Genomic DNA, 23580 nt, shown 5'->3' on the forward strand with positions numbered 1-23580 from the left:
GAGCTGGGCTTTTGCCTGTCTCGCCGTGTCCGCGCGGCTACTTGCCGTGGCAGTCCCGGACCACCGCAAGCACCTCCGCACCGAAGCGGTCGAGCTTCGTCGCGCCGATGCCCGAGATCGAGACCAGGGCGCTGTCGTCAGTGGGTCGTTGCTCGGCGATGGCCACGAGCGTGGCGTCGGTGAAGACCACGAAGGCGGGCACCTTCAGCTCCCGGGCTCGCTCGACGCGCCACTCCTTGAGTCGCGCGAGCAGTTCCTCGTCCACGTCGGCGGGACACTTGCCGCAGCGGCCGAGCTTGATCTCCATCGTGGCGATGAGCGGACCGCCGCAGATTCGGCAGCGCGCCTTGAGCGCCGTCTGTTTCTGCGACCGTGCGACACGGGCGGCGGGGTGGTCCTCAGGAATCAGCCCGTAGAGGAACCGGCTCCGCCTCCGGTTGCGCCTGCCGTCGGGGTTGCGCGCCAGCGCCCACGTGAGCGACAGGTACTCCCGGGCCCGGGTCACCCCGACGTAGAAGAGCCTGCGCTCCTCCTCGATGGCCTCGTCGTTGCCGTCGGCGTGCTGGATCGGCATCGTGCCCTCTGCGAGACCGACCAGGAAGACGGCATCCCACTCGAGGCCCTTGGCGGCGTGAAGGGAAGCCAGCGTGACCCCTTCGACCGTGGGTGGGTGTTGCGCTGCCGCACGCTGGTCGAGTTCCGCGACGAACCGGCCGAGCGTTGCGCCTCCCGTCGTCGCCGCCAGTTCCTCGGCGAGCTCGACAAGAGCGAGCAAGGCATCCCAGCGTTCTTTCGCCGCACCACCCGACGGCGGTTGCTCCGTGAGACCGACATCGGCCAGCACCCGGCGGACGAGGTCGACGAGATCACCATCCGGCTCGCCCGCGGCCGCGGTGCGCAGGGCGGCCATCGCCTGGCGTACCTCGCGGCGGGAGAAGAATCGCTCGCCGCCGCGAACGAGGTAGGGAATGCCCACTTCGGACAGGGCCTGCTCGTACGCCTCCGACTGCGCGTTCACGCGGTACAGGACTGCGATCTCACTGGCGGGCACACCGGCGTCACGCAGCTCGCGGATGCGGCCTGCGACCGCCGCGGCCTCGGCGACCTCGTCGTCGTATTCGGCGAAGCGGGGTGGCGGCCCGTCCGGGCGCTGACCGACAAGGTCCAGTCGCGACCCGGCGGGACGTCCCCGCGCGGCACCGATCACACGGTTGGCCAGTGCGACGACCTGGGGCGTGGACCGGTAGTCGCGTTCGAGCCGGACGACGGTCGCTTCAGGGAACCGGCGGGTGAAGTCGAGCAGTGGGCGGGGGGACGCGCCGCCGAAGGAGTAGATCGTCTGGTTGGCGTCCCCCACGACCGTGAGGTCGTCGCGCCCGCCGAGCCAGGCGTCGAGCAGCCGTTGCTGTGCAGGCGTGACGTCCTGATACTCGTCGACGACGAAGCAGCGGTACCGGTCGCGGAACTCCTCGGCGACGGCCTTGTGTTCCTCGAGTGCGGCGGTGGTGTGCAGGAGCAGATCGTCGAAATCGAGGAGCTGGGCGTTGTTCTTGAGTTGCTCGTAGGTGCGGTACAGCTCGGCGAGCCGGCCGGGCGCTTCGGGCACGTCCCGGTTCAGCCGGGAGACCACGGCCGGGTAGTCGTCGGGGCTGACGAGCGAAGCCTTGGCCCATTCGATCTCGCTCGCCAGGTCGCGCAGCACTTCCACCTCGGTGGGCATGCCCAGCCGGTTCGCGGCCTGCCCGACGAGCCGGAGCTTGTTCCCTTCGATCAGGTCCCACTGCCGGTCACCGACTACCCGTGGCCAGAAATAGCGGAGCTGGCGCAGAGCGGCGGCGTGGAACGTGCGAGCCTGCGCGGCCTCGACGCCGAGCTGGCGCAGCCGGGTGCGCATCTCCCCCGCGGCACGAGCGGTGAACGTGACGGCAAGGACCTGACCTGCGGATACATGTCCGGAGCGGACGAGGTGGGCGATGCGGTGGGTGATGGTCCTGGTCTTGCCGGTGCCGGCTCCGGCGAGCACGCACACCGGTCCCCTCGGAGCGGTGGCAGCGGCCCGCTGTTCGGGGTCCAGACCCTCGAGCAGGTCCGGACGACGGTTCGACTCAAGCGCGCTACCCACGGCCGCATCCTCGCAGAGGGGACCGACAGAGCCGCGTCCGCCTGGCCGCCCGTATCCTGGTTGATTATGGCGGAGAAGCTGGACAAAGAGGCTGCCAAGCAGGCCAAGAAGGAGAAGCGCGCGGCCAGCAAGGCCAGGCGCGGCCAGATCTTCCAAGCGTTCAAGATGCAACGCAAGGAGGACAAGGCCCTGATCCCGTGGATGCTGGGCTCGTTCCTGGTCGTCGCGGGTGTCGCGTTCGGGATCGGGTGGCTCCTGGGCATCCCGTGGCTGCTGCTACCGATCGGAATCATGCTCGGCCTGCTGGCTGCGGTGATCATCTTTGGGCGCCGGGTCCAGAAGAACGTCTTCAGCAAAGCGGAGGGCCAGCCGGGCGCCGCGGCGTGGGCCTTGGACAACCTGCGCGGACGCTGGCGGGTGACGCAGACCGTGGCGGCGACGACGCAGCTCGACGCCGTGCACCGGGTTCTGGGTGGGCCGGGCGTGATCCTGGTGGCGGAGGGGGCGCCGCACCGGGTGAAGAACCTGCTCGCGCAGGAGAAGAAGCGGATCTCCCGGCTCGTCGGCGAAACGCCGATCTACGACATCACCGTCGGCAACGACGAAGGCCAGGTTCCGCTGCGCAAGCTGCAGAACTACATGATGAAGCTGCCGCGCAACCTGAAGCCCCGCCAGATCGACGCACTCGAGGCGAAGCTTGCTGCTCTCGGCAACCGGGGCGCAGCGTTGCCGAAGGGCCCGATGCCGCAGGGCGCGAAGATGCGCAACGTCCAGCGCACCATCCGCCGCCGCTGACCGTCCCCCGCCTCACCTCCTCCTTCCGCACCGGGTGAGCAAGGGAGCTTTACTCCGTTCGGCGCGAGCAAAGCTCCCTTGCTCACCGCGACGGCGCGGAAACTGTCGGTGGTCGTCGGCATCATGGGCGCGTGGTACGAAGACGCGTGTTCGAGCACGATGACCTGCTGCGACGCTTCCCGGGAGGCGTCGCCCCGCGGGCGGCCCTGGTCGCTCTCGGCATGTCTCATTCCGCCATCTCCCGGCGTTGCCGCGCGAACGGCCCGTGGCGCAGGCTCATGCTGGGCGTGGTCATGCTCACCAACGGCACGCCCACGCGCTACCAGCTCGGCAGGGCCGCTCTCGTCCACGCCGGTGCCGACGCGATGATCACCGGCGTCGAGGCGGCCCGCATCCACGGCGTCCGCCGCCTGCCTCCGGACTCGCGGGTGCACGTCCTGATCCCCCACACACGCCGCGTTGCCACGCGCGGCTTCGCCGTGGTCGAACGCACGATCCACCTGCCCGAACCGCTTGTGATCAACGGCTTGCCGGTGGCTCCGCTCGCCCGCGCATTGATCGACGCGGCACATCGGATGGACAAGCTGAGCGACGTCCGAGCGATGATCACCGACGCCGTTCAGCGACAGCTCTGCCATCCTCGGGAGCTACGGCACGAGCTCGAGCAAGGCACGACGATCGGCTCCGCGCTGCCCCGTATCGTGGTTGAGGAGATGGACCGCGGCGTCCGCGCGGCCGCACGCGCCTGGGCCGCGCAGGTCGGCAGGCAGAGCAAGCTGCCGGAACCCCAGTGGAATGTCGAGCTCCGCGATGGTTTTGGTGCGCTACTCGGCGTCGCCGACGCCTACTGGCCGGACATCGGCCTCGCCTGGGCGGTCGATGCGCCGGACTTCCGTCTCGATCCGACCGGCTACGGCAGGGCCACTCGGGAACGTGCCAGGCTGGCGGCCGCCGGCGTGGTCGTCGTGCACACTCCACCGGTCCAGCTGCGGAACGATCCGGCGGCAGTGGTCTCCGACCTGCGCGCCGGCTACGTGCGGGCCGTCAGCAGACCACCGCCCGACGTGCGGACACGACTGGGTCGCGCCGCGGCGTGACCTCCGTCAGCGCAGCCGGACCACGACCGTGCCGGTCAGCCGGTCGTGCCAGCCGCGGTTGTCGGCGTTCCGCACGGCCGCGGGCAGGATGAGGAAGGTCAGCGCTCCGCGGACGACCGCACGCCACAGTCCGGGTATGCCCGCTCCGTCGAGCCTCCCGACCCGGATGCCGCAGGCGGCCATGCCGGGAGTGAAGCCGAAGAACGCGGCGGGCACGATCGTGATCACCGCCCATACGGCGAGTGACCACAGGTTGTACTCCTGCATCACGGCTACGTTCGAGTAGTCGGGACGGACGAAAAGGGCGGTGAGGAGCGACGCCACGATCAGGTCGACCACGAGTGCGAGGAAACGGCGCCCACTCCCCGCGGCCGCTCCTGGGCCGTCCTCGGGCAGCCCCAGGTGTTCACCCGGCCATCGCGGGGGTTCGCGGTCGGCGTTCTCACCAGCTGCGGCGAGCGACGTAAGCCACTCTCCGGTCCATCTAGCCACCTGACCAGGGTATGTCGGTGGCGTCACCGGCATGGCGCCTGGTCTCCTATCCGAAAGATGCGATATCCGCCCACCCGTTAACACCGGCGAAACATTCGGGTGACGGTCGGGCAACACCGCGCTTCTAGCGTGAGCCGAAGTGAGTACTGCCGCACGAGCTCGAACATGAAGGAGTCACCGAGGGTGTCCACTACTCCAGACGATGTCCTGCGTCTGATCGCCGACGAGGACGTGCAATTTGTCGACGTGAGGTTCTGTGACCTGCCGGGCATCATGCAGCACTTCACCGTCCCGGCCAAGTCTTTCGACGCGGACGCGTTCGAAGAGGGTCTCGCCTTCGACGGCTCCTCGGTGCGCGGCTTCCAGTCGATCCACGAGTCGGACATGCTGCTGCTGCCGGACGCCGCCACCGCGCGGATCGACCCGTTCCGGAAGCACAAGACCCTGTCGCTGAACTTCTTCGTGCACGACCCGTTCACTCGCGAGGCCTACAGCCGCGACCCTCGTAACATCGCGCGCAAGGCCGAGCAGTACGTCGCCGAGTCCGGCATCGCCGACACGGTGTTCTTCGGCCCGGAGGCCGAGTTCTACACCTTCGACTCGGTGCGCTTCGACTCGACCGAGCACGGCAGCTTCCACGAGATCGACTCGGTCGAGGGCTGGTGGAACACGGGCCGCGAGGAAGAGGGCGGCAACAAGGGCTACAAGACCAAGTTCAAGGGTGGCTACTTCCCCGTGCCGCCGGTCGACCACTTCGCCGACCTGCGTGACGACATCGTCGCGAACCTGGTCGCCTCGGGCTTCGAGATCGAGCGCGCCCACCACGAGGTCGGCACCGCCGGCCAGGCGGAGATCAACTACAAGTTCAACACGCTGCTGCACGCTGCGGACGACCTGCAGCTGTTCAAGTACATCGTGAAGAACACCGCCTTCGCCCAGGGCAAGACGGCCACGTTCATGCCGAAGCCGCTCTTCGGTGACAACGGCTCGGGCATGCACTGCCACCAGTCGCTGTGGAAGGACGGCGAGCCGCTGTTCTACGACGAGTCCGGTTACGCGGGCCTGTCCGACACGGCGCGTCACTACATCGGCGGCATCCTGGCCCACGCCCCCAGCCTGCTGGCCTTCACCAACCCGACCGTGAACTCGTACCACCGGCTCGTGCCGGGCTTCGAGGCACCGGTCAGCCTGGTGTACTCGCAGCGCAACCGCTCGGCCTGCGTGCGTATCCCGATCACCGGGAACAACGCGAAGGCCAAGCGCATCGAGTTCCGTTGCCCGGACTCGTCGGGTAACCCGTACCTGGCGTTCGCGGCGATGATGATGGCCGGCCTGGACGGCATCAAGAACAAGATCGAGCCGGCGGAGCCGATCGACAAGGACCTCTACGAGCTGCCGCCCGAGGAGGCCAAGAACGTCAAGCTGGTTCCTGGTGACCTGGGCACCGTGCTCGACACGCTGGAAGCCGACCACGACTTCCTGCTCGAGGGTGGCGTCTTCACCCCCGACGTGATCGAGACGTGGATCAGCTTCAAGCGGGAGCACGAGATCGATCCGCTGCGCCTGCGCCCGCACCCGTACGAGTTCGCGCTCTACTACGACGTGTGATGCGAAACCGGGTTTGACCTGGTAAAACGCCTGTTTTCGACCACCCCAGGCCGTCTACAGGCCGTCATAGCGAAAAAACGCACGCGGCCCCGCCATCGGCGGGGCCGCGTTGCGTGTACGAAGCGTAATCAGCACAGGTCAAGACCGGTGGCGCGACGACGGTCGGAGATAGCCCACCCACCCCGATCGGGCGATCTCACTTGATTCTTGACCTAACGATCTTGCTTCTACTATTCGGCATGTCGCTCATCGGTCGGTCAGGCTCGTCTGCTTAACTCTACTCATGGAGTCTTGGGACCCGGACGGGGTTGCGCGCCTGGAGTCGATTCGGGACATGCTGGGCGAGGTCGGCTTGACCGACTTCCTGCGGGAGGAGATCGGCGCGGTCTGGACCGCGAACCGGGACCGGCATGAGCCCGAGGAGCTCTACGATGACTCCTGGACCTTGGCTTCGCAGTCAAGTCGGAACCTGGCGAATCGAATACTCGCCCGCGTTCAGGGCGATGATCGGTGGCGATCGGCCGGCGTGTCCGCGTCGAAGGAACACAACGCCACCGTCCTGCACCTACCGGGCTGCGAGATCCGCATGGTCAAGGCGCCCGCGCGGGCTGGTCGCCGACCTGGGTTTGCCAGCGATTTCGAGTGGTCCAGTGGAGCACGTTTGGACGCGGCCTCCCGAAACCACGCCGTGTATGCGGCGATGGCACCGATGCTGGGGATGGCTTCCCTGTTCGAGGTCGAACAGCCCGACGGCGTGCACCCGGTACATGCCTGCCGCGACGTGTTCGCGGTATGGGCTGGCGACCTGACTTCGGGTTTGACCGCAGGTTGGTTCGGGCTGCCGACGACCGGCCCGGATCGGTGGATCGCCGTCGTCCCGGCATGGTGGGATGAGCCGAATCCCGGTTCGGTCAGTACGGACGAGGTCACGCCGCAGCCTGACAGTGGACCGTCTTTCGGGAGTGGCGTGGCCCCGACTCCGTCCGTCACGCTCAAGCCTCAGACGGGGAAGGGCAACCCGCAGTGACTCCTGAGTCCGGCCCCGTCCTGCGCGCGCGTCGACGGCGGGCCACCGGAACCGTCGTGGATTTCGATGGAAGGCGCTTGTCTCTCGCCAGGCGTCTCCGGCGACTGCAACGGACGACGCTTGCGGCTAAGACCACCGTGACCGCTGCCGCGATCACGCAGTTCGAGCGCGGCACCGCGCGCCCGACGAACGCCGTTGTTGCCGAACTGGCCCTGGCATTGGGGGTTCCCACAGACTTCTTCCGACAAGGCCGCCCCATCGAGCAGGTCCCCGCGAGCGCCGCACACTTCCGATCGCTTCGCGCGACCCCAGCCATCGCCCGCGATCAGGCGTTGGCCTTCGCCGAGATCGCCTTGGCGGTTGTGGACGTTCTTGAACAGTACGTCGACCTGCCCACCGTGACGGATATCGTCGAACCTGTCGACGGCGAGCCCACGTCTGATCAGGTAGCCACCATAGCTGCGAACACACGCAAGAGACTGGGCGTCGAGCCTGGACCCGTACCTCATGTTGTGCGACTCCTGGAAGCCCACGGCATCGTCGTTCTCCGTCTTCTATCCGACGTCGACCCGCGAGTTGACGCATTTTCGACTGAAATCGGCCACCGACCTCTTGTGCTGCTCTCCCCCGCCAAGGATGACCGCGCCCGAAGCCGGTTTGACGCCGCGCACGAACTCGGTCACCTCGTCATGCACCAAGACGTCGAGCCCGGCTCGAAGATCATCGAAAGCCAGGCCCACCAGTTCGCGTCCGAGTTCCTCGCGCCAACTGCCGAACTCGAGCCTGACCTTCCCCGCAAGGTCGACTGGGACCTGCTTCTCCAGGCCAAGACCAAGTGGGGTATCAGTTTGGCGGCGTTGGCATATCGCGCCCATTCCATCGGCCTGTGGAGCGAACACTCATACCGTCGGGCGAATCAGCACCTCGCCGTCCAGGGCTACCCCGAGCCTGGACCACTTGGACCTCCCGAATCGCCTTATCTACTCGGCGCCGCCACCGCGCTGCTATCAGACGCCGGCACAACGCTCGACCACCTCGCCGCGGCCAGCCGCCTGACGATCGACCAGATCAACGGCGTCGTGACCGCGGGCAGCGAGACGAAGCCGCGGCTCCGCGTCACCGTCACGCCGCAACCCTGACCAGCATCGCGATTCTCGGCTCGATCATTAACTGGAGGTTCTGTGCATCTCAGCCGCCTTGCGATCAGGGGGTTCAGGGCTGCAGCTGACGCTGAACTTCAGTGCCGTTTTCCTGGACGGTTCAGCTTGCTGGTGGGTGCCAACAACGTGGGTAAAACCACGGTCAGCGATGCCCTCTACCTGGCGCATCCGCAGGTGTTTCCACGGCTGGGACGACCGCCCTCATCCACCCTTGGTGCTCCTCCACGCACGATCGAGGTGGAGTACGAGTACGCAACCGCGCCTGACGTCGAGGGGCCGCTCGGTCGCCTGCTGCATACTCAGAGCGGCGTCGATGCGAAGGGCGTAGCCACGACGTGGACCCGTGGACTCGGACGATCACTCGGTCAGATCGAGACCAGAGCTTTGGTCGCATCGCCACACCAGGACCTGTTCCGATTGATTTACCTGCCGGCGTACCGCAATCCGCTGGACGAGCTCGCGCGCCGGGAAGCTCGCATCCTGATCGAACTCTTGCGTGCGCAACAGCAACGGGCGAACGGCAGTAGGAACCTTGTAGGGCTGCGAAGCAAGGCGTCGGCCCTACTGGAGGCGCTCACCAGCGACGGTTTGATCAAAGCAGTCGAGGAACGCATCGATGGACATCTCGCGGCGCTCTCGGCCGGAGTCAGCCGCCAACACCCCTTCATCGGCGGTCAAGTCATCGACGATGCGTACCTCGCTCGCGTGCTGGAGCTGCTGATCGGCGTCACCGACAATCGCCTCGACGCACGCCGACTCGAAATTTCCGGCCTGGGCTACATCAACCTCCTGCACGTCGCCGTCACCTTGGCGGCCATCCCGGACCTGACTGCGAACGAAACAAGCACCTCCGACCACCCCGAAACCGACGAACAGCCCGTACCTAACAAAGAACCCGCTTTCGGGCCTGGAGACGGTGCACTCGGGGACAACGGCCAAGACACAATCCAGGCACGTCAGCGGACCGCAAACGCCGACGCCGAGCGCGACTCCGAGGAAGACTCCTTCTTTCCGCCCAGCGCGTTCCACGCCACGGTCGTCATCGAGGAACCCGAGGCCCACCTCCATCCCCAACTCCAGCACGGGCTCGTGCGGTACTTGCGCGCAGTGGCGCAAAGGCGACCAGAACTTCAGGTGATCTTGAGCAGCCACGCGACCGATATCATCACAACGTGCCGGCCCGAAGAGGTCGTTGTGTTGCGCCGCGACCACGTAGGCCGGCCAGTTGCTCGCACTATCGCCACGATTCCTATCGTCGGGCGCAACGAGGTCCTTCGGATGGCCCGTCTGCATCTCGACGCGACTCGGTCGGCGGCACTATTCGCGGAGCGGCTCGTTCTGGTTGAAGGCGTCACGGACGCCCTTCTCGTGCGACAATTCGGCCGCGCCTGGGCTGGCACAGATCTCGAACGGAAGGCGTTCATCGACGCGCTGACCATTGTGGTCATGGGCCATAAGGTCGGCTCGTGGCCCGTTCGCCTGCTCGCCACAAAAGAGTACGAGTTGGCGGATCGCGTGGCAGTCCTGCGAGATAGTGACCTTCCTTTCAATGAAGAACCCCGCCGCCCGGCGTGGCTGACAGACCACGATGACAAGATAGTCGGCTTCTTCCCAAACCATCCAACGCTCGAACCCGCAGTGACGTCCGGGAATGAAGAAGCCATACTCGCCGCGCTCGCTTCCGTCGAACTGGAGCACCCCTCGCCAATCACACGTGAGTCGATTCACGAGCTGTTTCGCAGCGCCAGGAAAGCCAATAAGACGAACGGAACACCGGCAGTTCCCGCCGGACCTGGCGCATCCAAGAAGGGCGAGTTTGCGATGGCGCTCGCGGATATCCTTCTTGACCGCCTCGAAAAGCGGCTCAACGTGACGGTTCCGGATCATATGACCGAGATGTTCACCTTTCTTTACGAGTCATACGTTGCAGAAGAAATCCCGGTACCTGTGACTGCGGAGCCCGGACTCGATGACCACAACATCTAAGGAGGCACTTACTGCCGAGCAAGCCCGAGCAGCCGGAAGTACTGACGCCAACACGTATATCGAAGCGGCGCCCGGCTCCGGTAAGACAACTGTGGCCGCTGAACGATTCGGTATCCTTCGCTTCAGCCCTCACCGCGACGACCGAGCCGTGGTCGCTGTCAGCTTCACACGATCGGCCACGGCAGAATTGGCGCAGCGTATCCGCCGACGCTGGGGGTCGAGCGCGTTGATATGGCCGCATCGAGTGGTTACTCTCGATACCGTACTCTGCGATCTACTGACGTACCTGTTGCGCCGGGGGTTGCTGCATTGGCCTGGAGGCCACGCGGAACTGACCGTCCATGACACCTGGAAAGTCCGTCTCGCACACCATTGGAAACGCCAGCAGCCGTACCTCACCGTCGACGACGACAACAACATCGCCGTGACTGCCGGGTGGGCCAGGGATCACGACAACCGAGTCGATCTAGAACCTTTTCGAGAGGCTGTTTGCGCTGGTGAATGCACTCACGACGACATTCGCAGAGTGCTGGCTACCACACTAAACAGGCCAACTATCGCCAATGCAATTGCGGAACGTCTGCAAGACACGATTCGAGCCCTGATCGTCGACGAGGTATTCGACGCCAACCCCCTTGATTTGTGGCTAGTCGATATCGTCTGCGAACAGGGCATTGACACGAGCATAATCGGCGATCCCTGGCAAGCGCTCTACCGATTCCGCGGGGCTCGACCTGAGCATGTTCCCAATCTCGTCCAAGAGAAGGGTTTCATCCGTCGCGCACTAACCAAGTCGTTTCGGTTTCGCACACAGGAGGCCCAGGCGCTATCAGCGAGGCTCCGCGCCGGACAGCCAGTTACCATTCCATTCGGCACCTCACTGGACGCTGACGTGGTTCTAGCTGGCACATGGAAGAACCTCTGGGGAAGCGGAGATAACGTACTTCCACTCTCGTTCAGCAGTACTCCCGAGAACCCAACCGAGGCGGCGGCTATTCTACTCCTTGATCGGGTCACCCAAATCACTTTGGGTCAGCACGCAACGTTCCTGGGAGAAGCTCTCACAAACCTTGGTATCACCGATCCGGAAGCTGTCGCTCGGATGTCGCAGCCCTTTACCGAGATCCTTGAGGTTCTTGCTAGCGCAGACCCGAAGTCCGCCGATGCGGCCTGGACCAAGCTTGTCGGCGTCGTGCGGACTGAGTCGCCACGGGAATTTCCAAGAAAGCATCCCACACAAGTTGCCCGCCTAGAGAAGATTCGACAGGCCCTTCGGAGTGATACACCGAAATTCATTCCTGGAATCACTATTCACCAAGCCAAGGGGCGCGAGTGGGACACTGTCGCCGTTCGGCTCACCGACGGTGAACGCGAGACACTGGCCAGAGGACTCGATGGCTTGAACGAAGAGCACCGCAAGCTATACGTCGCGTTGACCCGCAGCAGAGTGCGAACGATTTCGATCTGAAGTCTGCGCTGCGCGTGACCGAGGCGCAGACGGCGGAAGGACTGTGAGCTGTCTTTGTCCAGCGACCCTGACAACAACTCCCCTATCGCAAGGAACCCTAAGTCACCTTTCGCGACCACCGGTGCCGTGCCGATGCTGCGACCACCGGAAACCGTCGGGGCTGGGTGAGATGATGGTCACCTGGAGTGATATGGGCACACCGAAGGCCACACCAGACCGGTCCGTGGGCCTATCGGCAGAGAAGGGGCGCGAGGCATGAGCGATATGCGCGGGCAGCGGCCGGTTTCACCTCAGCTCGCCTTCAACTTCGTGCCGGTCACCTTCTCGGCAGAGGCGTTCGACGGCGGTCTGATCGACTTCGAGTCACCCGACCAGCTGAACTTGCTGCGTGCAGAACTGGTGGACACCCACGTTGTGTCCAGGACCCGCGGAGGCATCGCCTGCGTTCCGCTGGTAGCCGACGCGGAACTGCACGGGAAGCCGACGACGTTCGTAACCAGGGAGTACCGACGGCTCACGATGCGGCTGGTGCAACAGGCACTGCTGCGCTCGGTGCTGGAGTGGGGTTACACGCTGCGCAAGCCCGGACGGGCGAACTTCGTATCGCGGCGGGAGGGCAAGGACCTGCTCACAGCGGCCACCCAAGGCCGCAGGGCTGAAGCAGTGCGCGACCTGCACGTGTTCCCGCAGTACGTCCTGGACAGCCGGGTCGTCGGACCGTCCGGTGCCCCCGGCGTGATCGTCGGGGTGAAGACCCGCTATGAGATCGACCTGACCGTCGAGGAGCTGATCGGGCTCGGGGTCAGCGTCCGCGATTGCTACGTGGTGTCCGACGACGGCACGATCGAGCCTTTCGCGCACATGGACCCCACCGCGACCCGCCGCAACGTCGGAGCCGTAGACCACGTCGACGGCCCCGACCTAGTCCTGCGGGATGCGCCCGGCGATCCGCGCGTGGCGGCGAGCCGGGCATGGTTGGAGAGCCGCCGTGACATCTTCCACACCGTCATCAATACGGTGGCGGGCGCGGACGGCGCCCAGATCATCAAGGAGCTGGAGCTGGCCACGTTCGGGCTGCTCGGTGCGTTCGGCCGGTTCGAGAAGACGATCGAGATCGCCGGCAACCTGGCCCGCCGCGGCCCGCTGGAGATCGCCCACGGTCTCTCGGTGACTCTGGAGCCACCAGTCGGCTCGACGAGCACCGCCCGAGCCGCGACATGGAGCCGCAGCGAGGCGCCGACGTTCAAGTTCGACCAAGCCGGCGATAAGACCCACCGCTCGGCCGACCGCGGCCTGGACGAGTACGGGCCGTTCGACGTGGAGTTCTTCGCGAAGAAGAAACCGCGAATCGCGGTGGTCACCCCCCGCGCCCACAAAGGCATCGTGGAGCAGTTCATGACCAAGTTCCTCCACGGGGTTCAAGGCGAGCGGGTCTACGGGCAGGGTTTCATCCGCAAATACCACCTCGGCGGCTGCGATGTCCGCCTGCAACCTTTCGACGGCAGCCCAACCGACGCGGGCGCCTACCGGAAGGCGTGCCAGGCGGTGCTGCAGGCGGGCGAGGTTGACCTGGCCATCGTCATCACGAGCGAGGCCCAGGTGCATCTGACCGGGGACGACAGCCCCTACTTGGTCGCGAAGTCGACGTTCATGGGCCAGGGCGTCCCGGTCCAGGAGGTCCGGATCGAGACCGCCCGACAGAGCAAACTCGGCTATCCGCTCGACAGCATCGCCCTGGCCTGCTACGCCAAGCTCGGCGGCATCCCCTTCGTCATCGCCGCACCACGTGCCTTGACCCAGGAACTGGTCATCGGGATCGGCAGCTCCCACGTCAAAGCCAGCCGCAACACCGCCCCCGAACGAGTCGTCGGCATCACCACCGTCTTCAGCGCCGACGGCAACTACCTGCTGTCCAACACCTCCCGCGAGGCGGACTACGAGGACTACCCCGGCGAACTCCTGCGATCGCTGACCGAGTGCATCGAGGACGTCAAGGCCCGCAACGCCTGGCAGCCCGGCGACGAGATCCGCCTCGTCTTCCATGTGTTCAAGCCGCTGAAAGACGCCGAAGCGATAGCAGTCAAGGAACTCGTGGAAGACCTGACCAGCCAGTACGCCAAGGTCGAGTTCGCCTTCGTGCACGTGAGCACTGACCACGAATGGATGATGTTCGACCGCGCCAGCTCTGGAATATCAGGCCGGGGCAACGGACGCGCCAAGGGCCACTACGTGCCCGACCGCGGCTACGCCGTACCGATCGGCACCCACGAGATGCTGCTGGCCGTCAGCGGCCCAATGGACCTGAAAAGCGCCCTACACGGCGCGCCCAAGCCGTTGTTGCTGAAACTGCACCGTGAGTCCACCTTCACCGACATCGAGTACCTCGCCCGGCAGGCGTTCCGTTTCACCGCGATGTCCTGGCGCAGGATGTATCCCTCGAGTGCACCCGTCACGATCCTGTACTCCGAGTTGATCGCCGACCTTCTCGGTCACCTCCGTCACGTGCGGAACTGGAACCCCGACATCCTCGCCACCAAACTGCGTTCCAGCAGGTGGTTCCTGTGACCGCGCCAGAGGCACCAGACGCTGCCAGCCCAACCGGGCAACTGGCAGCGCAGATCGCCAGCCTGGAACAACTCGTGCTGCGCGCGAACCTGCCCGGCAACCTCGACGGGTTGCTCGCCCACCACATCCTGGGTGATCACCGCGTGAGCTTCGCCTGGAACGTCAACCCCATGACCGCAGGATGGCTACAGGACAACGAGGACCGCCTGGCTCATTCCTCGGGACTGGCCATCCTCGGCTACGGCCTCGCAGAATTCGCCTCCACCGCATCCCACACCGGGCGGCGCCACCTCGCCGAAGGACTTCCGGCACTGATGCGCAAGAACCCTTTCCAGGCCGACGGCGTCACCTTTGTCAACGACCCCGGCCAGGTCGTCGGACTCGCGCTGGCCGTCAACGCCGCCCACGAGTACGCACCCCAGGCACGCACCTGGCTGGCAGAAGTACTCCACGACCCCCGCCTACAGTCCCCAACCGCGTTGCTCGGGATGTTCCACCAGCACGCACGCCACATCATCGCGGCCCCCACTGCTTTCCGACCCGACCCACGCCAACTCGACGACCCTGTCGATCTCGCCGGCCTGCACTGGCTTGTGACCGCCGACAGGAGCGTCGACCTGACTGACCCCAACGACCTGCACGATCTGCGCTCCCGGCTGCTCAGCGGCCTCATCCTGGGACAGACCGAACCATCCTCAGCCCCGCGGGCCGCATTGCTGCTCGCGGCAGCCGCACACATCGTCACGGCCAGCGTCGACGACCTCATCCTCAGCCGCAGCCATGTAGGCGTACTGCTGGGCCGATTCGAGGACGCCATGCGCCACTGGCGCTACGACAACGACACTCTTGATCATCCCATCCGCTGGCCGATCACCGAAGAACGCGAAGTCCAGAACATCCTCTGGCTCATCCTGCGCCCGGTTTTCGACGACCTGGTCGACGAGGAAACCTTGCGCAAACTCGGGCACAGTACCTACCGCGCCGACTTCGGCATCCCGTCGCTCGGTTTGCTCATCGAGGTCAAGTACGCGCGCAAGGCGGCCGACTTCAAGACCTTCGAGAAGGAAATCATCCAGGACTACGTCGGCTACCTGACCGACAACGAGCCCTATCGCAAGCTGGCCGTGTTCATCTACGACGAATCCGCCTCCGTACAAGAACACGGCACGACTCGCAACGCCCTGCTCAAGATGCCTGACATCACCGACGTCATCATCGCCAGCCGGCCCAGCCACGTACCCGTACCCGACCGAAGCAACCGCCGACGAAACAACTCACACTGAGCTGATCTCGCCCGCCAAGGTCAGGCCGTCTAGAGCGCTGTCAGAGTGAACCGGACCGTCGCCTTAGCGGGGCGGCCAGGCGATACGCAGCACGGTCAGTGGGGGCCGAGAAACCCGGCCACCACTGACCACGCAATGTGTCACTCGCCGCCGAAGATGCGGTCGATCGCCGAACGGGTCCGGGCGGCGCTGGAGGGCATCAGGTGTGTGTAGACGCGGAGGGTGAAGGCCGGGTCGGCGTGGCCGAGGTATTCGGCCAGTGCCCGGATGTTCTCCCCCGCGTCCAGCAACACGGAGGCGTAGAAGTGGCGCAGGGCGTGGAAGCCGTCGGCTCGTACCGGTTCGGCGACGCCCGCTTCGCGGAGCGCTGGTTTCCACACGTGCCGGTTGAAGTACATCCGGTGGATCGCGGTGCTTTCGCGGGTGTAGAGCAGCAGGCGCACGGTGACCGGGTCGCCATCGGGCTCGCCCCAGGGCAGGGTGATCTTCAGCGGGGGGAACTGCTCGACGTGCTCCTTGATCGCCAGCCGCACCTCGGTCGGCAGGGGCACCTCGCGGGTCTTGCCGTGCTTGGGCAGGCCGAACACCAACTGCCCGCGCACGATCTTGATCTGGCGCTCGACCCGCAACTTCTCCGTGTCTTCGTCCACGTCGTCCGGCGAGATGCCGAAGACCTCGCCCTGGCGAAGCCCGCATCCGCCGCCGAGCGGCACCGTGACCTTGTACCGGTCCGGCAGGGCGTCGTGCACGCCGTGCACGCGCTCGGGCACCCACGGGACGATCTTGGGGTACTCGCCGCGTGGTGCGGTGACCGACTTCGCGGTGCAGGGGTTCTTGTTCAGGCGTTCGTCGTCGATGGCGGCGGAGAAGATCGCCGAGACGTTCGCGAAGATCAGACGCCGGTAGGTCTCGGCCAGCCCCTTCTTCTGGAGCGCACGGTCCCACTCGCGGATATTCGACGGCTTGATCGCGCTCAGCCATCGGTTACCCAGGTGGGGGTAGACGTGCAACCGCAGTCGAATCTCGGTTCCTTCTCGCGTGGTTTCTTCGAAGGTCTGGGAATTGAGCCACGTTTCCGCGAACTCCTTGAAATGGATTTTGCCCGCGTCGGGGTCGAGATAAGTTCCCTTCTTCATGTCGTTTTCCATCTGGTGCATGAAGTCCTGCGCCGCACCCAACTTGCGGTCGGGGAACGTTTTCGAGCGTTCCTGACCGTCCGGGTCGATGTAGCGGACCTTGTACCGCATCCCCTTGCCGTAGAAGGAAGTCTTCTGCTTGACCGGCCGCCCCTTGGCATCGAGCACCGGCTCACCCGTGTCGGGGTCGATTTTCTCGCTGTACCAGCGGTCCTGGATGTGCGCCATTGTCGTCCCCCTGTCAGGCGGCGTCGGCCGTGGCCCACCGACGAACGGCGGCCGGGTCGTATCGGAGATGCTTTCCCAATTTCCGAGCAGGCGGTCCGGAGCCGCTCTTGCGCCAGGCGCGCACGGTCTCGACGGGGACACGCAAATAGGCCGCAACATCATCCACGGTCCACAGCCGGTCGATACTCGAAGACTTGTCCATTGTTCCTCCAAGACCTTTTCGGCCCGGATTTTTAAACAGCAAGAGCACGGCAGCCCCTTTCGCCGCTGACGAGGGAAAATGGAGGCCGCGTTATTTCAGTTGACGGCCACGGGATATCCACGCTCCATACACCGCAGCCGTCAAGCGCGATTCATAGAGAAGCCTTTTCATCGGCCGCTAGCCACCGGGCGGGCGATCGCCAGTACGTGAGACGCGCGGTCCGCCGTTCGGCCCCGTACGGCGTTGTGGGCGGGTGCCGCGGCGCCGCCGCGCCGGTGTCCGGCCAGGGGGCCGCTGCGCACCACCATCAGCCGGACGGGTGCGGGTCCGCCGAACCGGCTCAGGCCACGGCTGCACCGGATATCCCTCGCGGCGCAGTTCCTCGTCCACGTCGTGCTGCAGCGCGGTGATGGCGTCGAAGGTCCACCCGTCCGGGTGGTGGCAGATTGTCATCACGCGGCCCACCGATCCGACGGCAGGTCGAAAGGGTCACCTGACTCGGGCGGCGCGGTCGCCAGACGGGTGTGCCGGTTGGCGGCGAGGAACTCCTCGGCGGTGACGACCGGCGGGTGCGCCCACGCCTGCGACCAGACCCAGCACGCGCGCGGGGCACGACGACCGTGGTGGCGGCGACCCCAGACTTGGCGACCCAAGTACTTGGGGTTTCGGAGGACGGACCGCACAACGCCCGCGGTCCAGACGCCAGGCTGGCCGGTCTCCGGGTCCAGCGGTGCCGGGTACCGCGCGGCGGTGAGACGGCGGAGGATCTCGGCGATGGGGAGACGGTCTTGGCCGCGCCACAAGAAGATCATGCGAACGGTGCTGGCCTCGACGGGCTCGATCACCAGCCGCGTCCGCCACCTCGGACGACGCCCGGCCGGGGTAACCCGCACACGCTGCGGCCGGTAGCCGTAGGGCACGACGCCCGTGTTGAAGCCCGCCAGGACGAGTTGCTCCGCCGCCCGCCGGGCCTTGGCGGTGGTCGCCGCGTGGTAGTCGCGCAGGACGACCTCGCGCACGAAGGCCGATACTCGGTCAGCGTGAACCGCCCGATCATGGCAACGGCCGCGTCGGAGACGCCGCTTCGCCGTGCACCGCAGACGGGCACGCCAGGACCAGTGCCCAGCAGTCGCGGCCCAACGGGGGATCTCGCCGCCAGAGTCGTCTCGTTCGGTGGTCACGGTGCACCTCCGGTTTGTGAGGGCCGCCATGCCGACGGCAAAGGGGGCGGCGTCCTGCGGGGGCCTCTGTTCCGCGGCGGGCTCTGCGCGGAAACGAGGCGAGGGGCTGGGCACGCCAGCCCGTTGCTTGATCACCCCGCGCGCTCCTTGGTGTCGTGCCCCGCGATGGCGGCGCCGGAGCGGCACGACCAGGGCGAGCAGCCGTCCGGGTCGTCCTCCTCGGCCGCCGTGGACGCGGTGACCAGGCGCAGGTGGCGCTTCGCGCGGGCGGGCGGGTCGAGGTCGACTTCGTCGAGCGGTTGGCAGGAGCGGTGCAGGAAGTACTGCCCGCGCAGCTCTTGGCCCTGGGTGGTGGCGTGCGGGTAGCCGTCGCGGATCGCCTTGTCGAACGCGACGGCGTCGGCCCAGCCGTCCGGGTCGTGGTCGCGGATCCATCGCCAGCCGGCGTTGCCGTGAAAAGGACAGCCCAGGCAGGCGGATTTCACGGTTCCCGCGAAGCCGCGCTCGGCGAGATAGTCGACGCACCGTGCGCGGTCCCAGCCCAGCTCGATCAGCGGGAACACGTTGCGCAAATACTGGACACCCGAGTCCTTCGCGTGCGTGAACTCGTCGGTGCTGATGCCGATGGCTTGCTCGACGTACAGCCCGCGCGGCACCCGGCGTGGATGCGGGTAGCCCAGCAGCTCGCGCGCCGCCTTCTTCAGCGGCCCAATTTTGTACTCGCTAGTACATTGCCTTCGCGCCAAGCCTCGAGTGCCGTCCGGGTTGAGCACGTGCAGCGGCATCGACACGAACCGATGGGCCGGGTCGAGCGCGTCGTCGCGGATGTTGCCCGCCGACACAGTGCGGACCGGGATGCCGAACTTCGCCGCGTGCGCACGGAGACGGGCAAGGTTGGCGTACACGGCCTTCGGTTCCCACCCGGTGTCGGCGAACAGCGCGACATCGAAGCGCGGGATCACTCCCTCACAGGCGAGCAGCAGGACTGCGCTGCTCTGGATGCCTGCGCCGAGGCTCAAGCACCGCAAGGCCGGTCGGGGATCCGGTGTGGACGCTGACCTGGTCATGCCGCGCTCGCCTCCTGTCCGTGGCCGAGGCGGTCAGCGGACGTGCCGGCATCAGCGGCGCCGAGGAGTGCGGCGAGGTCGGCTAGCAGCAACGAGACGGCGTAGGCGGCCTGCTGCGGGACGACGCCGTTGCCCAGCGCGCGCAACTGCGCGGTGCGCGGCAGCGGCAGGCCCGTCACCCAGCCGGGCTCCAAGCCTTGAAGCCACTCGACGAAGGCGGGTGCGAGCACGGGCCGGCCGTGTCGACCCGGCTGCGTTGGGAACGGCGCGGGTCGGCCGAGCACCTGCTCCCACCGCCGCACAGCCGGCGCGTAGACACCCCAGCTCACCTCGCCGCGCGTCGGCTCGCTGTCCTGATCGGACGGCGCGGGGACGACTACGAGGTGCCGTCGCCGTCCGGCGTCGCGCAGTCCGGTGTCAGCAGGCGCATCACGGCCGAGGGCAACATCAGGTCCCCCTTGGAACCGCGTTGCGCCGGAGCGCCCTTGGTCCCGTCGGTCGCCCGCGGCGTCGGCAGCAACGCCTGCGGGTCGACCAACGGGAGCACCTGCTGCGACAGCGGCGGCCGGAACCCTGCCCCCGCGCGGCGTCCCGCCGTGCCGGTATCCGACGCCCTCGGCGTCGGCAGCAACCGCGCCTCGTCGGGCAACGACGGCCCACCGGTCTGCGTCCTGTGGGTGCAGTTTTTCGCATCCGAAGCCGTCGGTGTCGGCAGGAGCTTGACCACCGCATTCACCGCGTCGTGCAGACTCACCTGACGGCCGAGCGCCCGGCGACGAACCGGGTCCGCCGCCCCGCGGTGATCCCCGTCGCGCGCCTGCGGCGTCGGCAGCATCCGAGATGGTGCGGGTTCGTGGCCAGGCGAGCAGGAACACGCGTTCTCGTCGATGTGCCGCGCCGACGTCGGCGGCGCGGACGCTACGCCAGAGCGCGTCATACCCCGCTTCGGCCAGGTCGCCGAGTACACGGTGCAGACCTCCGTCTTTCCAGCGAAGCGCGGCGACGTTCTCCACAACGAGGAGCGCGGGTCGTAGTACGCGAACGCCCGCCACGATGTCGGACCACAAGCCACTGCGGTGACCTTTCTCGATGCCGATACGCCGCCCGGCGGCGGAAATGTCCTGGCACGGGAACCCTGCCGTGAGCACGTCGACCGGCTCCACCGTGGTCCAGTCGATGCGGCGAACGTCGCCGAGATTCGGGACGCCCGGCAGCCGTGCGGCGAGGATCTGACGGATGTGCGGGTCGGGGTCGGCGCACCACGCGAGCCGTCCGCCGCCGAGCGCGGCCAGCACGCCGAGGTCCAGTCCGCCGTAGCCGGTGCACACCGACCCGACAACCGGTCCGCAGCTTGCGGCGACCGACACGTTCGGCGGTGCAGTTGAGGGCACGGTCTGGCAAGTGGCCGCCCGCGCCGCCCCCGCCGCCGTCGTGGGGACGGCGACGAGGGCGGGGGCGGAGCCGCGCCCCGACCGAGACATGGTGCGGCTGAGCCGGGAGGTCATGCCGCCCAACTCCCGGACACGCCCGAGCCATCACTCGGGTTCGCGGCATGTCGCGTACGGCCGCTGAAGGTGCGTCGGGAATCCTGGCGATCCGTCGCGATTGCTGAAGCCGAACTCCGGCGCAACGGCGTGCGGAACACCATCACGTCCTCGTGCGCGATCAGGTGCAGCGGCAGTCCGGCCTCGCGCTGCTTACGGATGAAGTCGCGCTGGAAGAAGCTGCCGCGCGGCACCAGATCGTGCTCGGCCGCGCGCGCCAGCAGCGCGACACACCGCTCAACAGGGATCAGGCCGGCGTGCACGCCGCAGGCCAGGATCTGCGATGGCAGGTCGATCAGTTCGGCGTGCTCGCGCCACGGGCGGATGGTGATGGCGATGTGCCCGCCCGGCTTCAGGTACGGCACCAGCCCGGCGAGGATGCGGGTGAACCCGGACAGCAGCCGGTGGTGGCCGATGTTGGCGAGGTTGCCGCGGTCGAGGGTGTTGCCGTAGCGGTGGTGGTACTTCTGCACGCCTTGGCCGGGGGCGACCGCGACCTGGCCGTGCGTGGACGGCCCATAGGGCGGGGAGGTGACGACGAGCGCGGCCCGCCCGAGATACTCCGGCGGCAGCAGCGCGGCGAGCTGGCGGGCGTCGCCGTGGAACACCCGTCCCTCGTGCTCGACTCCGGCGTCGTGGGCAAGCGCGAGGTTGGCGCGGGAGACGTCAACCCAGTGCGGTTCGTACTCCACCCCGACCGCGCGGCGTCCGGCGTGGACGGCTTCGACGAGGGTGGTGCCGATCCCGCACATCGGGTCGAGCACCACGTCGCCGGGCTGGGTGTAGTGGCCGATGGCATAGGCGGCGACGGCGGGCAGCATCTTCGCCGGGTGCGCGGTCGACTCGGGCACGTAGCGGCCCTTGCGCTGCGCGGCCGGGGACGTTTGCGCGGTCGTCCACACCGACACCGCCGGTTCCGGCACGACGTCCTCGGCGGCGGGACCGGTCACGGTCGCCGAGGTGATAGTGGTGGCGTCACGGCTGTCGGTGCCGGCGATCGAGAGGCGCGTGGTCGGTGCCTCCACAGACACCGGCGCCGTGTCGCGCGCATCGTCGGGAAGGGCGTGCGGGGAGCGTTCGTCGGCCACGGGCGTGCCTTTCTCGCGGTGTGGTCCGGGGTGGGCGGAGTGCAGGATCGGCGCGCCACTCATCGGATGACTCCGGACGCGGTCGCCTGCTCGGCCGGACTCACCGGGAGCGACTCGTACTCGTGCGGCTGGGCGAACACCAGCACGTCGGAGTGGATGCGCCGATGCGGCGCGGGCAGCCCGCGCACGGCCGCGCGATGCGCCGCGCGCGCCTGCGCGTCGGCGGCCGACCCGTCGACATCGGGGACGAGTTCGGTGGCGAACCGGCCGCCGCGCACCGGGGTGTGCAGGGCGACGATGTGCTGCAGGTAGAGCAGGTCGGCGTTCTGCGCCGAGGCGACCACGGCTCCGGTCGGGTCGGTCAACTCACCCCGCGACCAGTCACTGTGCGTGAGCACGGCGAGAATCCCGCCGACGCGCAACAGCCGTGCGGCGACCAGGGCCACGAGGTCGCTGGTGCCCTCGCCACTGTGCTCGGGACGCAGGCTGGTGATGATCAGGTCCGTGTCCGCGGGGATGGCGTCGGGACCGTCGAGCACCGCGGGATCGAGGCCGGACAGCGGCAGCTCCGACACTGTCGCGGCGGTCACGGGAGTGGGCTGCGGGTCGCCGATGAGGTCGGCCCAGAACGGTCGTGACGTCGGGCCGGTGAGGTCGGTCTCGGCCGAGACGCGCACGACACGAACGGTGCGGTCGAGGCGCTGCACGGCGTCCAGCGCGTCGACAACGTCGGCGTCCGGGTCGGCTCCGGGCGCGTGCTCGATCACGCCGTCCGCGCCGACCACACCGAGGCGGGAACGCTCGCCCGGCGTCGCGTTCGGGGTGGGCCAGGGCAGCAGCACGACCCGCGCGCCGGGCTTGCTGAACGCGCCGACGATCCGGTGCACGATCGGCGTCGGCCAACTCGCGTCGAGGTCGATCGCCGCCGCGCCGGCCGTCCACACCGTCGCCGGAGTCGGCGTCTCGGCCGAGCCACCCGACCGCGCGCGGGTGGTCGCCGAGCCGGGCTTGGCGGGACTGATCCGGGTAGTGGTCGAGGCGGTCGGGTAGGGGCGGCGGTCGCCGCCCCGGCGGGCACTGGCCGGGCGGGTGGTGTCGCCGCGCCGCTTCGGGCCGTGCGGCACGGAGCGGCGTGCCGGGCGGTCGGGACGGGTCATGGATGCCTCGCAGAGTCCGGGGATGCGCCGCGCTGGACGTGGCGCCCTGACACCTATCGACTCCGAAAAACGGCCCAATTTTGGACAGGCCCTGCCCAACTTTTTCGAGAAGTTTTCTGGTCGCCCAATGCGGATTCTGCGGACAGAGGATCCGCGCGTGTGCGCTCGCGCGGAGGGATTGCGCGGGATGGTCGTGCACCGATCGGCAGACCACTGAGGAAAGAATTTTGGCTTCCTCCAGCGCTGCGGCGAGGTGACGACGGCGCTTGAGGGTCGACAGACGCGGCGGGCTATTACCGGATCGCCACCAAAACGCCACCAAAACACTGTTACAGCAGTTCAGAGGCTATTACCAACGATCATCAAACGATCTT

At 67.1% G+C, this 23580-nt stretch carries 19 protein-coding genes and 1 pseudogene; 9 read left to right on the forward strand and 11 right to left on the reverse strand.

Annotated elements, in window-relative coordinates:
• Positions 1 to 37 precede the first annotated feature (37 nt).
• Positions 38 to 2122: an ATP-dependent helicase gene (locus BA062_RS36680; protein ID WP_110343729.1), complete on the reverse strand. Its 2085-nt coding sequence runs from the start codon at positions 2120 to 2122 to the stop codon at positions 38 to 40.
• 66 nt (positions 2123 to 2188) lie between these two features.
• Between BA062_RS36680 and BA062_RS36685 the strand changes: the two genes are divergently transcribed.
• Both BA062_RS36685 and BA062_RS36690 read left to right on the forward strand, forming a co-directional pair.
• A complete protein-coding gene (locus BA062_RS36685; protein WP_110343730.1) occupies positions 2189 to 2917 on the forward strand; it encodes a DUF4191 domain-containing protein in 729 nt (242 codons plus the stop codon).
• A gap of 221 nt (positions 2918 to 3138) precedes the next feature.
• A complete protein-coding gene (locus BA062_RS36690; protein ID WP_245960197.1) occupies positions 3139 to 4014 on the forward strand; it encodes a hypothetical protein in 876 nt (291 codons plus the stop codon).
• Positions 4015 to 4020: 6 nt separating this feature from the next.
• On the opposite strand, the gene BA062_RS36695 is transcribed toward BA062_RS36690, so the two are convergent.
• The gene (locus BA062_RS36695; RefSeq protein ID WP_110343732.1) at positions 4021 to 4506 is read right to left on the reverse strand and encodes an RDD family protein; all 486 of its coding nucleotides are present in this window, start codon (positions 4504 to 4506) and stop codon (positions 4021 to 4023) included.
• Positions 4507 to 4689: 183 nt separating this feature from the next.
• Between BA062_RS36695 and glnA the strand changes: the two genes are divergently transcribed.
• The 7 genes from glnA (at position 4690) to BA062_RS36730 (ending at position 15603) form a co-directional block, all read left to right on the forward strand.
• Positions 4690 to 6114 carry a type I glutamate--ammonia ligase gene (glnA, locus tag BA062_RS36700; RefSeq protein ID WP_110343770.1) on the forward strand — a complete coding sequence of 475 codons (1425 nt, stop codon included), beginning with the start codon at positions 4690 to 4692 and terminating at the stop codon, positions 6112 to 6114.
• Positions 6115 to 6448: 334 nt separating this feature from the next.
• Positions 6449 to 7141 carry a hypothetical protein gene (locus BA062_RS36705; RefSeq protein WP_146240137.1) on the forward strand — a complete coding sequence of 231 codons (693 nt, stop codon included), beginning with the start codon at positions 6449 to 6451 and terminating at the stop codon, positions 7139 to 7141.
• 56 nt (positions 7142 to 7197) lie between these two features.
• Entirely contained in the window at positions 7198 to 8280 is a 1083-nt protein-coding gene (locus BA062_RS36710; protein WP_110343734.1) for an ImmA/IrrE family metallo-endopeptidase, read from the forward strand.
• Positions 8281 to 8412: 132 nt separating this feature from the next.
• Positions 8413 to 10287, forward strand: coding sequence for an ATP-dependent nuclease (locus BA062_RS36715; RefSeq protein WP_168214195.1), 1875 nt, complete (start codon positions 8413 to 8415; stop codon positions 10285 to 10287).
• Positions 10271 to 11755, forward strand: coding sequence for a UvrD-helicase domain-containing protein (locus tag BA062_RS36720; RefSeq protein ID WP_110343736.1), 1485 nt, complete (start codon positions 10271 to 10273; stop codon positions 11753 to 11755). The genes BA062_RS36715 and BA062_RS36720 overlap by 17 nt, the downstream gene beginning before the upstream one ends.
• A 255-nt stretch (positions 11756 to 12010) precedes the next feature.
• The gene (locus tag BA062_RS36725) at positions 12011 to 14320 is read left to right on the forward strand and encodes an argonaute/piwi family protein (RefSeq protein WP_168214196.1); all 2310 of its coding nucleotides are present in this window, start codon (positions 12011 to 12013) and stop codon (positions 14318 to 14320) included.
• Positions 14317 to 15603: a PD-(D/E)XK nuclease domain-containing protein gene (locus tag BA062_RS36730; protein WP_110343737.1), complete on the forward strand. Its 1287-nt coding sequence runs from the start codon at positions 14317 to 14319 to the stop codon at positions 15601 to 15603. Before BA062_RS36725 ends, BA062_RS36730 begins: the two co-directional genes overlap by 4 nt.
• Before the next feature lie 140 nt (positions 15604 to 15743).
• Here BA062_RS36730 and BA062_RS36735 read toward each other — a convergent pair whose 3' ends face one another.
• From BA062_RS36735 to BA062_RS36765, 9 genes and pseudogenes are all read right to left on the reverse strand, one after another.
• Positions 15744 to 16967 (reverse strand): tyrosine-type recombinase/integrase, encoded by a 1224-nt coding sequence (locus BA062_RS36735; RefSeq protein ID WP_110343738.1) that lies wholly within the window; start codon positions 16965 to 16967, stop codon positions 15744 to 15746.
• A 13-nt stretch (positions 16968 to 16980) separates the two neighbouring features.
• A complete protein-coding gene (locus BA062_RS36740; protein ID WP_342768981.1) occupies positions 16981 to 17217 on the reverse strand; it encodes a helix-turn-helix domain-containing protein in 237 nt (78 codons plus the stop codon).
• Positions 17218 to 17621: 404 nt separating this feature from the next.
• A complete protein-coding gene (locus BA062_RS36745) occupies positions 17622 to 18188 on the reverse strand; it encodes a recombinase family protein (RefSeq protein ID WP_245960199.1) in 567 nt (188 codons plus the stop codon).
• 293 nt (positions 18189 to 18481) lie between these two features.
• A complete protein-coding gene (locus tag BA062_RS36750; protein WP_245960200.1) occupies positions 18482 to 19369 on the reverse strand; it encodes a hypothetical protein in 888 nt (295 codons plus the stop codon).
• A gap of 44 nt (positions 19370 to 19413) precedes the next feature.
• Positions 19414 to 19647 (reverse strand): hypothetical protein, encoded by a 234-nt coding sequence (locus BA062_RS40850; protein ID WP_245960210.1) that lies wholly within the window; start codon positions 19645 to 19647, stop codon positions 19414 to 19416.
• A 146-nt stretch (positions 19648 to 19793) separates the two neighbouring features.
• Entirely contained in the window at positions 19794 to 20252 is a 459-nt protein-coding gene (locus BA062_RS40855; protein ID WP_245960211.1) for a hypothetical protein, read from the reverse strand.
• A gap of 82 nt (positions 20253 to 20334) precedes the next feature.
• A pseudogene (locus tag BA062_RS40860) lies at positions 20335 to 20922 on the reverse strand (DNA cytosine methyltransferase); the annotation flags it as partial.
• Positions 20919 to 22112 (reverse strand): TRM11 family SAM-dependent methyltransferase, encoded by a 1194-nt coding sequence (locus tag BA062_RS36760; protein WP_210407114.1) that lies wholly within the window; start codon positions 22110 to 22112, stop codon positions 20919 to 20921. The pseudogene BA062_RS40860 and the gene BA062_RS36760, both read right to left, overlap by 4 nt.
• On the reverse strand, positions 22109 to 23206 hold the full coding sequence (locus tag BA062_RS36765; RefSeq protein WP_245960201.1) for a hypothetical protein: 1098 nt from the start codon (positions 23204 to 23206) through the stop codon (positions 22109 to 22111). Before BA062_RS36765 ends, BA062_RS36760 begins: the two co-directional genes overlap by 4 nt.
• Positions 23207 to 23580 lie beyond the last annotated feature (374 nt).

Source organism: Prauserella flavalba (assembly GCF_003202235.1).
GTDB lineage: Bacteria > Actinomycetota > Actinomycetes > Mycobacteriales > Pseudonocardiaceae > Prauserella_A > Prauserella_A flavalba.

Bases quoted from the DNA above. Each gene is read 5' to 3' on its own strand.
- BA062_RS36685 (WP_110343730.1), top strand. From the start codon at position 2,189: ATGGCGGAGAAGCTGGACAAAGAGGCTGCCAAGCAGGCCAAGAAGGAG.
- BA062_RS36690 (WP_245960197.1), top strand. From the start codon at position 3,139: ATGTCTCATTCCGCCATCTCCCGGCGTTGCCGCGCGAACGGCCCGTGG.
- BA062_RS36705 (WP_146240137.1), top strand. From the start codon at position 6,449: ATGCTGGGCGAGGTCGGCTTGACCGACTTCCTGCGGGAGGAGATCGGC.
- BA062_RS36720 (WP_110343736.1), top strand. From the start codon at position 10,271: ATGACCACAACATCTAAGGAGGCACTTACTGCCGAGCAAGCCCGAGCA.
- BA062_RS36725 (WP_168214196.1), top strand. From the start codon at position 12,011: ATGAGCGATATGCGCGGGCAGCGGCCGGTTTCACCTCAGCTCGCCTTC.
- BA062_RS36735 (WP_110343738.1), bottom strand. From the start codon at position 16,967: ATGGCGCACATCCAGGACCGCTGGTACAGCGAGAAAATCGACCCCGAC.
- BA062_RS40855 (WP_245960211.1), bottom strand. From the start codon at position 20,252: ATGCTGCCGACGCCGCAGGCGCGCGACGGGGATCACCGCGGGGCGGCG.
- BA062_RS36760 (WP_210407114.1), bottom strand. From the start codon at position 22,112: ATGAGTGGCGCGCCGATCCTGCACTCCGCCCACCCCGGACCACACCGC.
- BA062_RS36765 (WP_245960201.1), bottom strand. From the start codon at position 23,206: ATGACCCGTCCCGACCGCCCGGCACGCCGCTCCGTGCCGCACGGCCCG.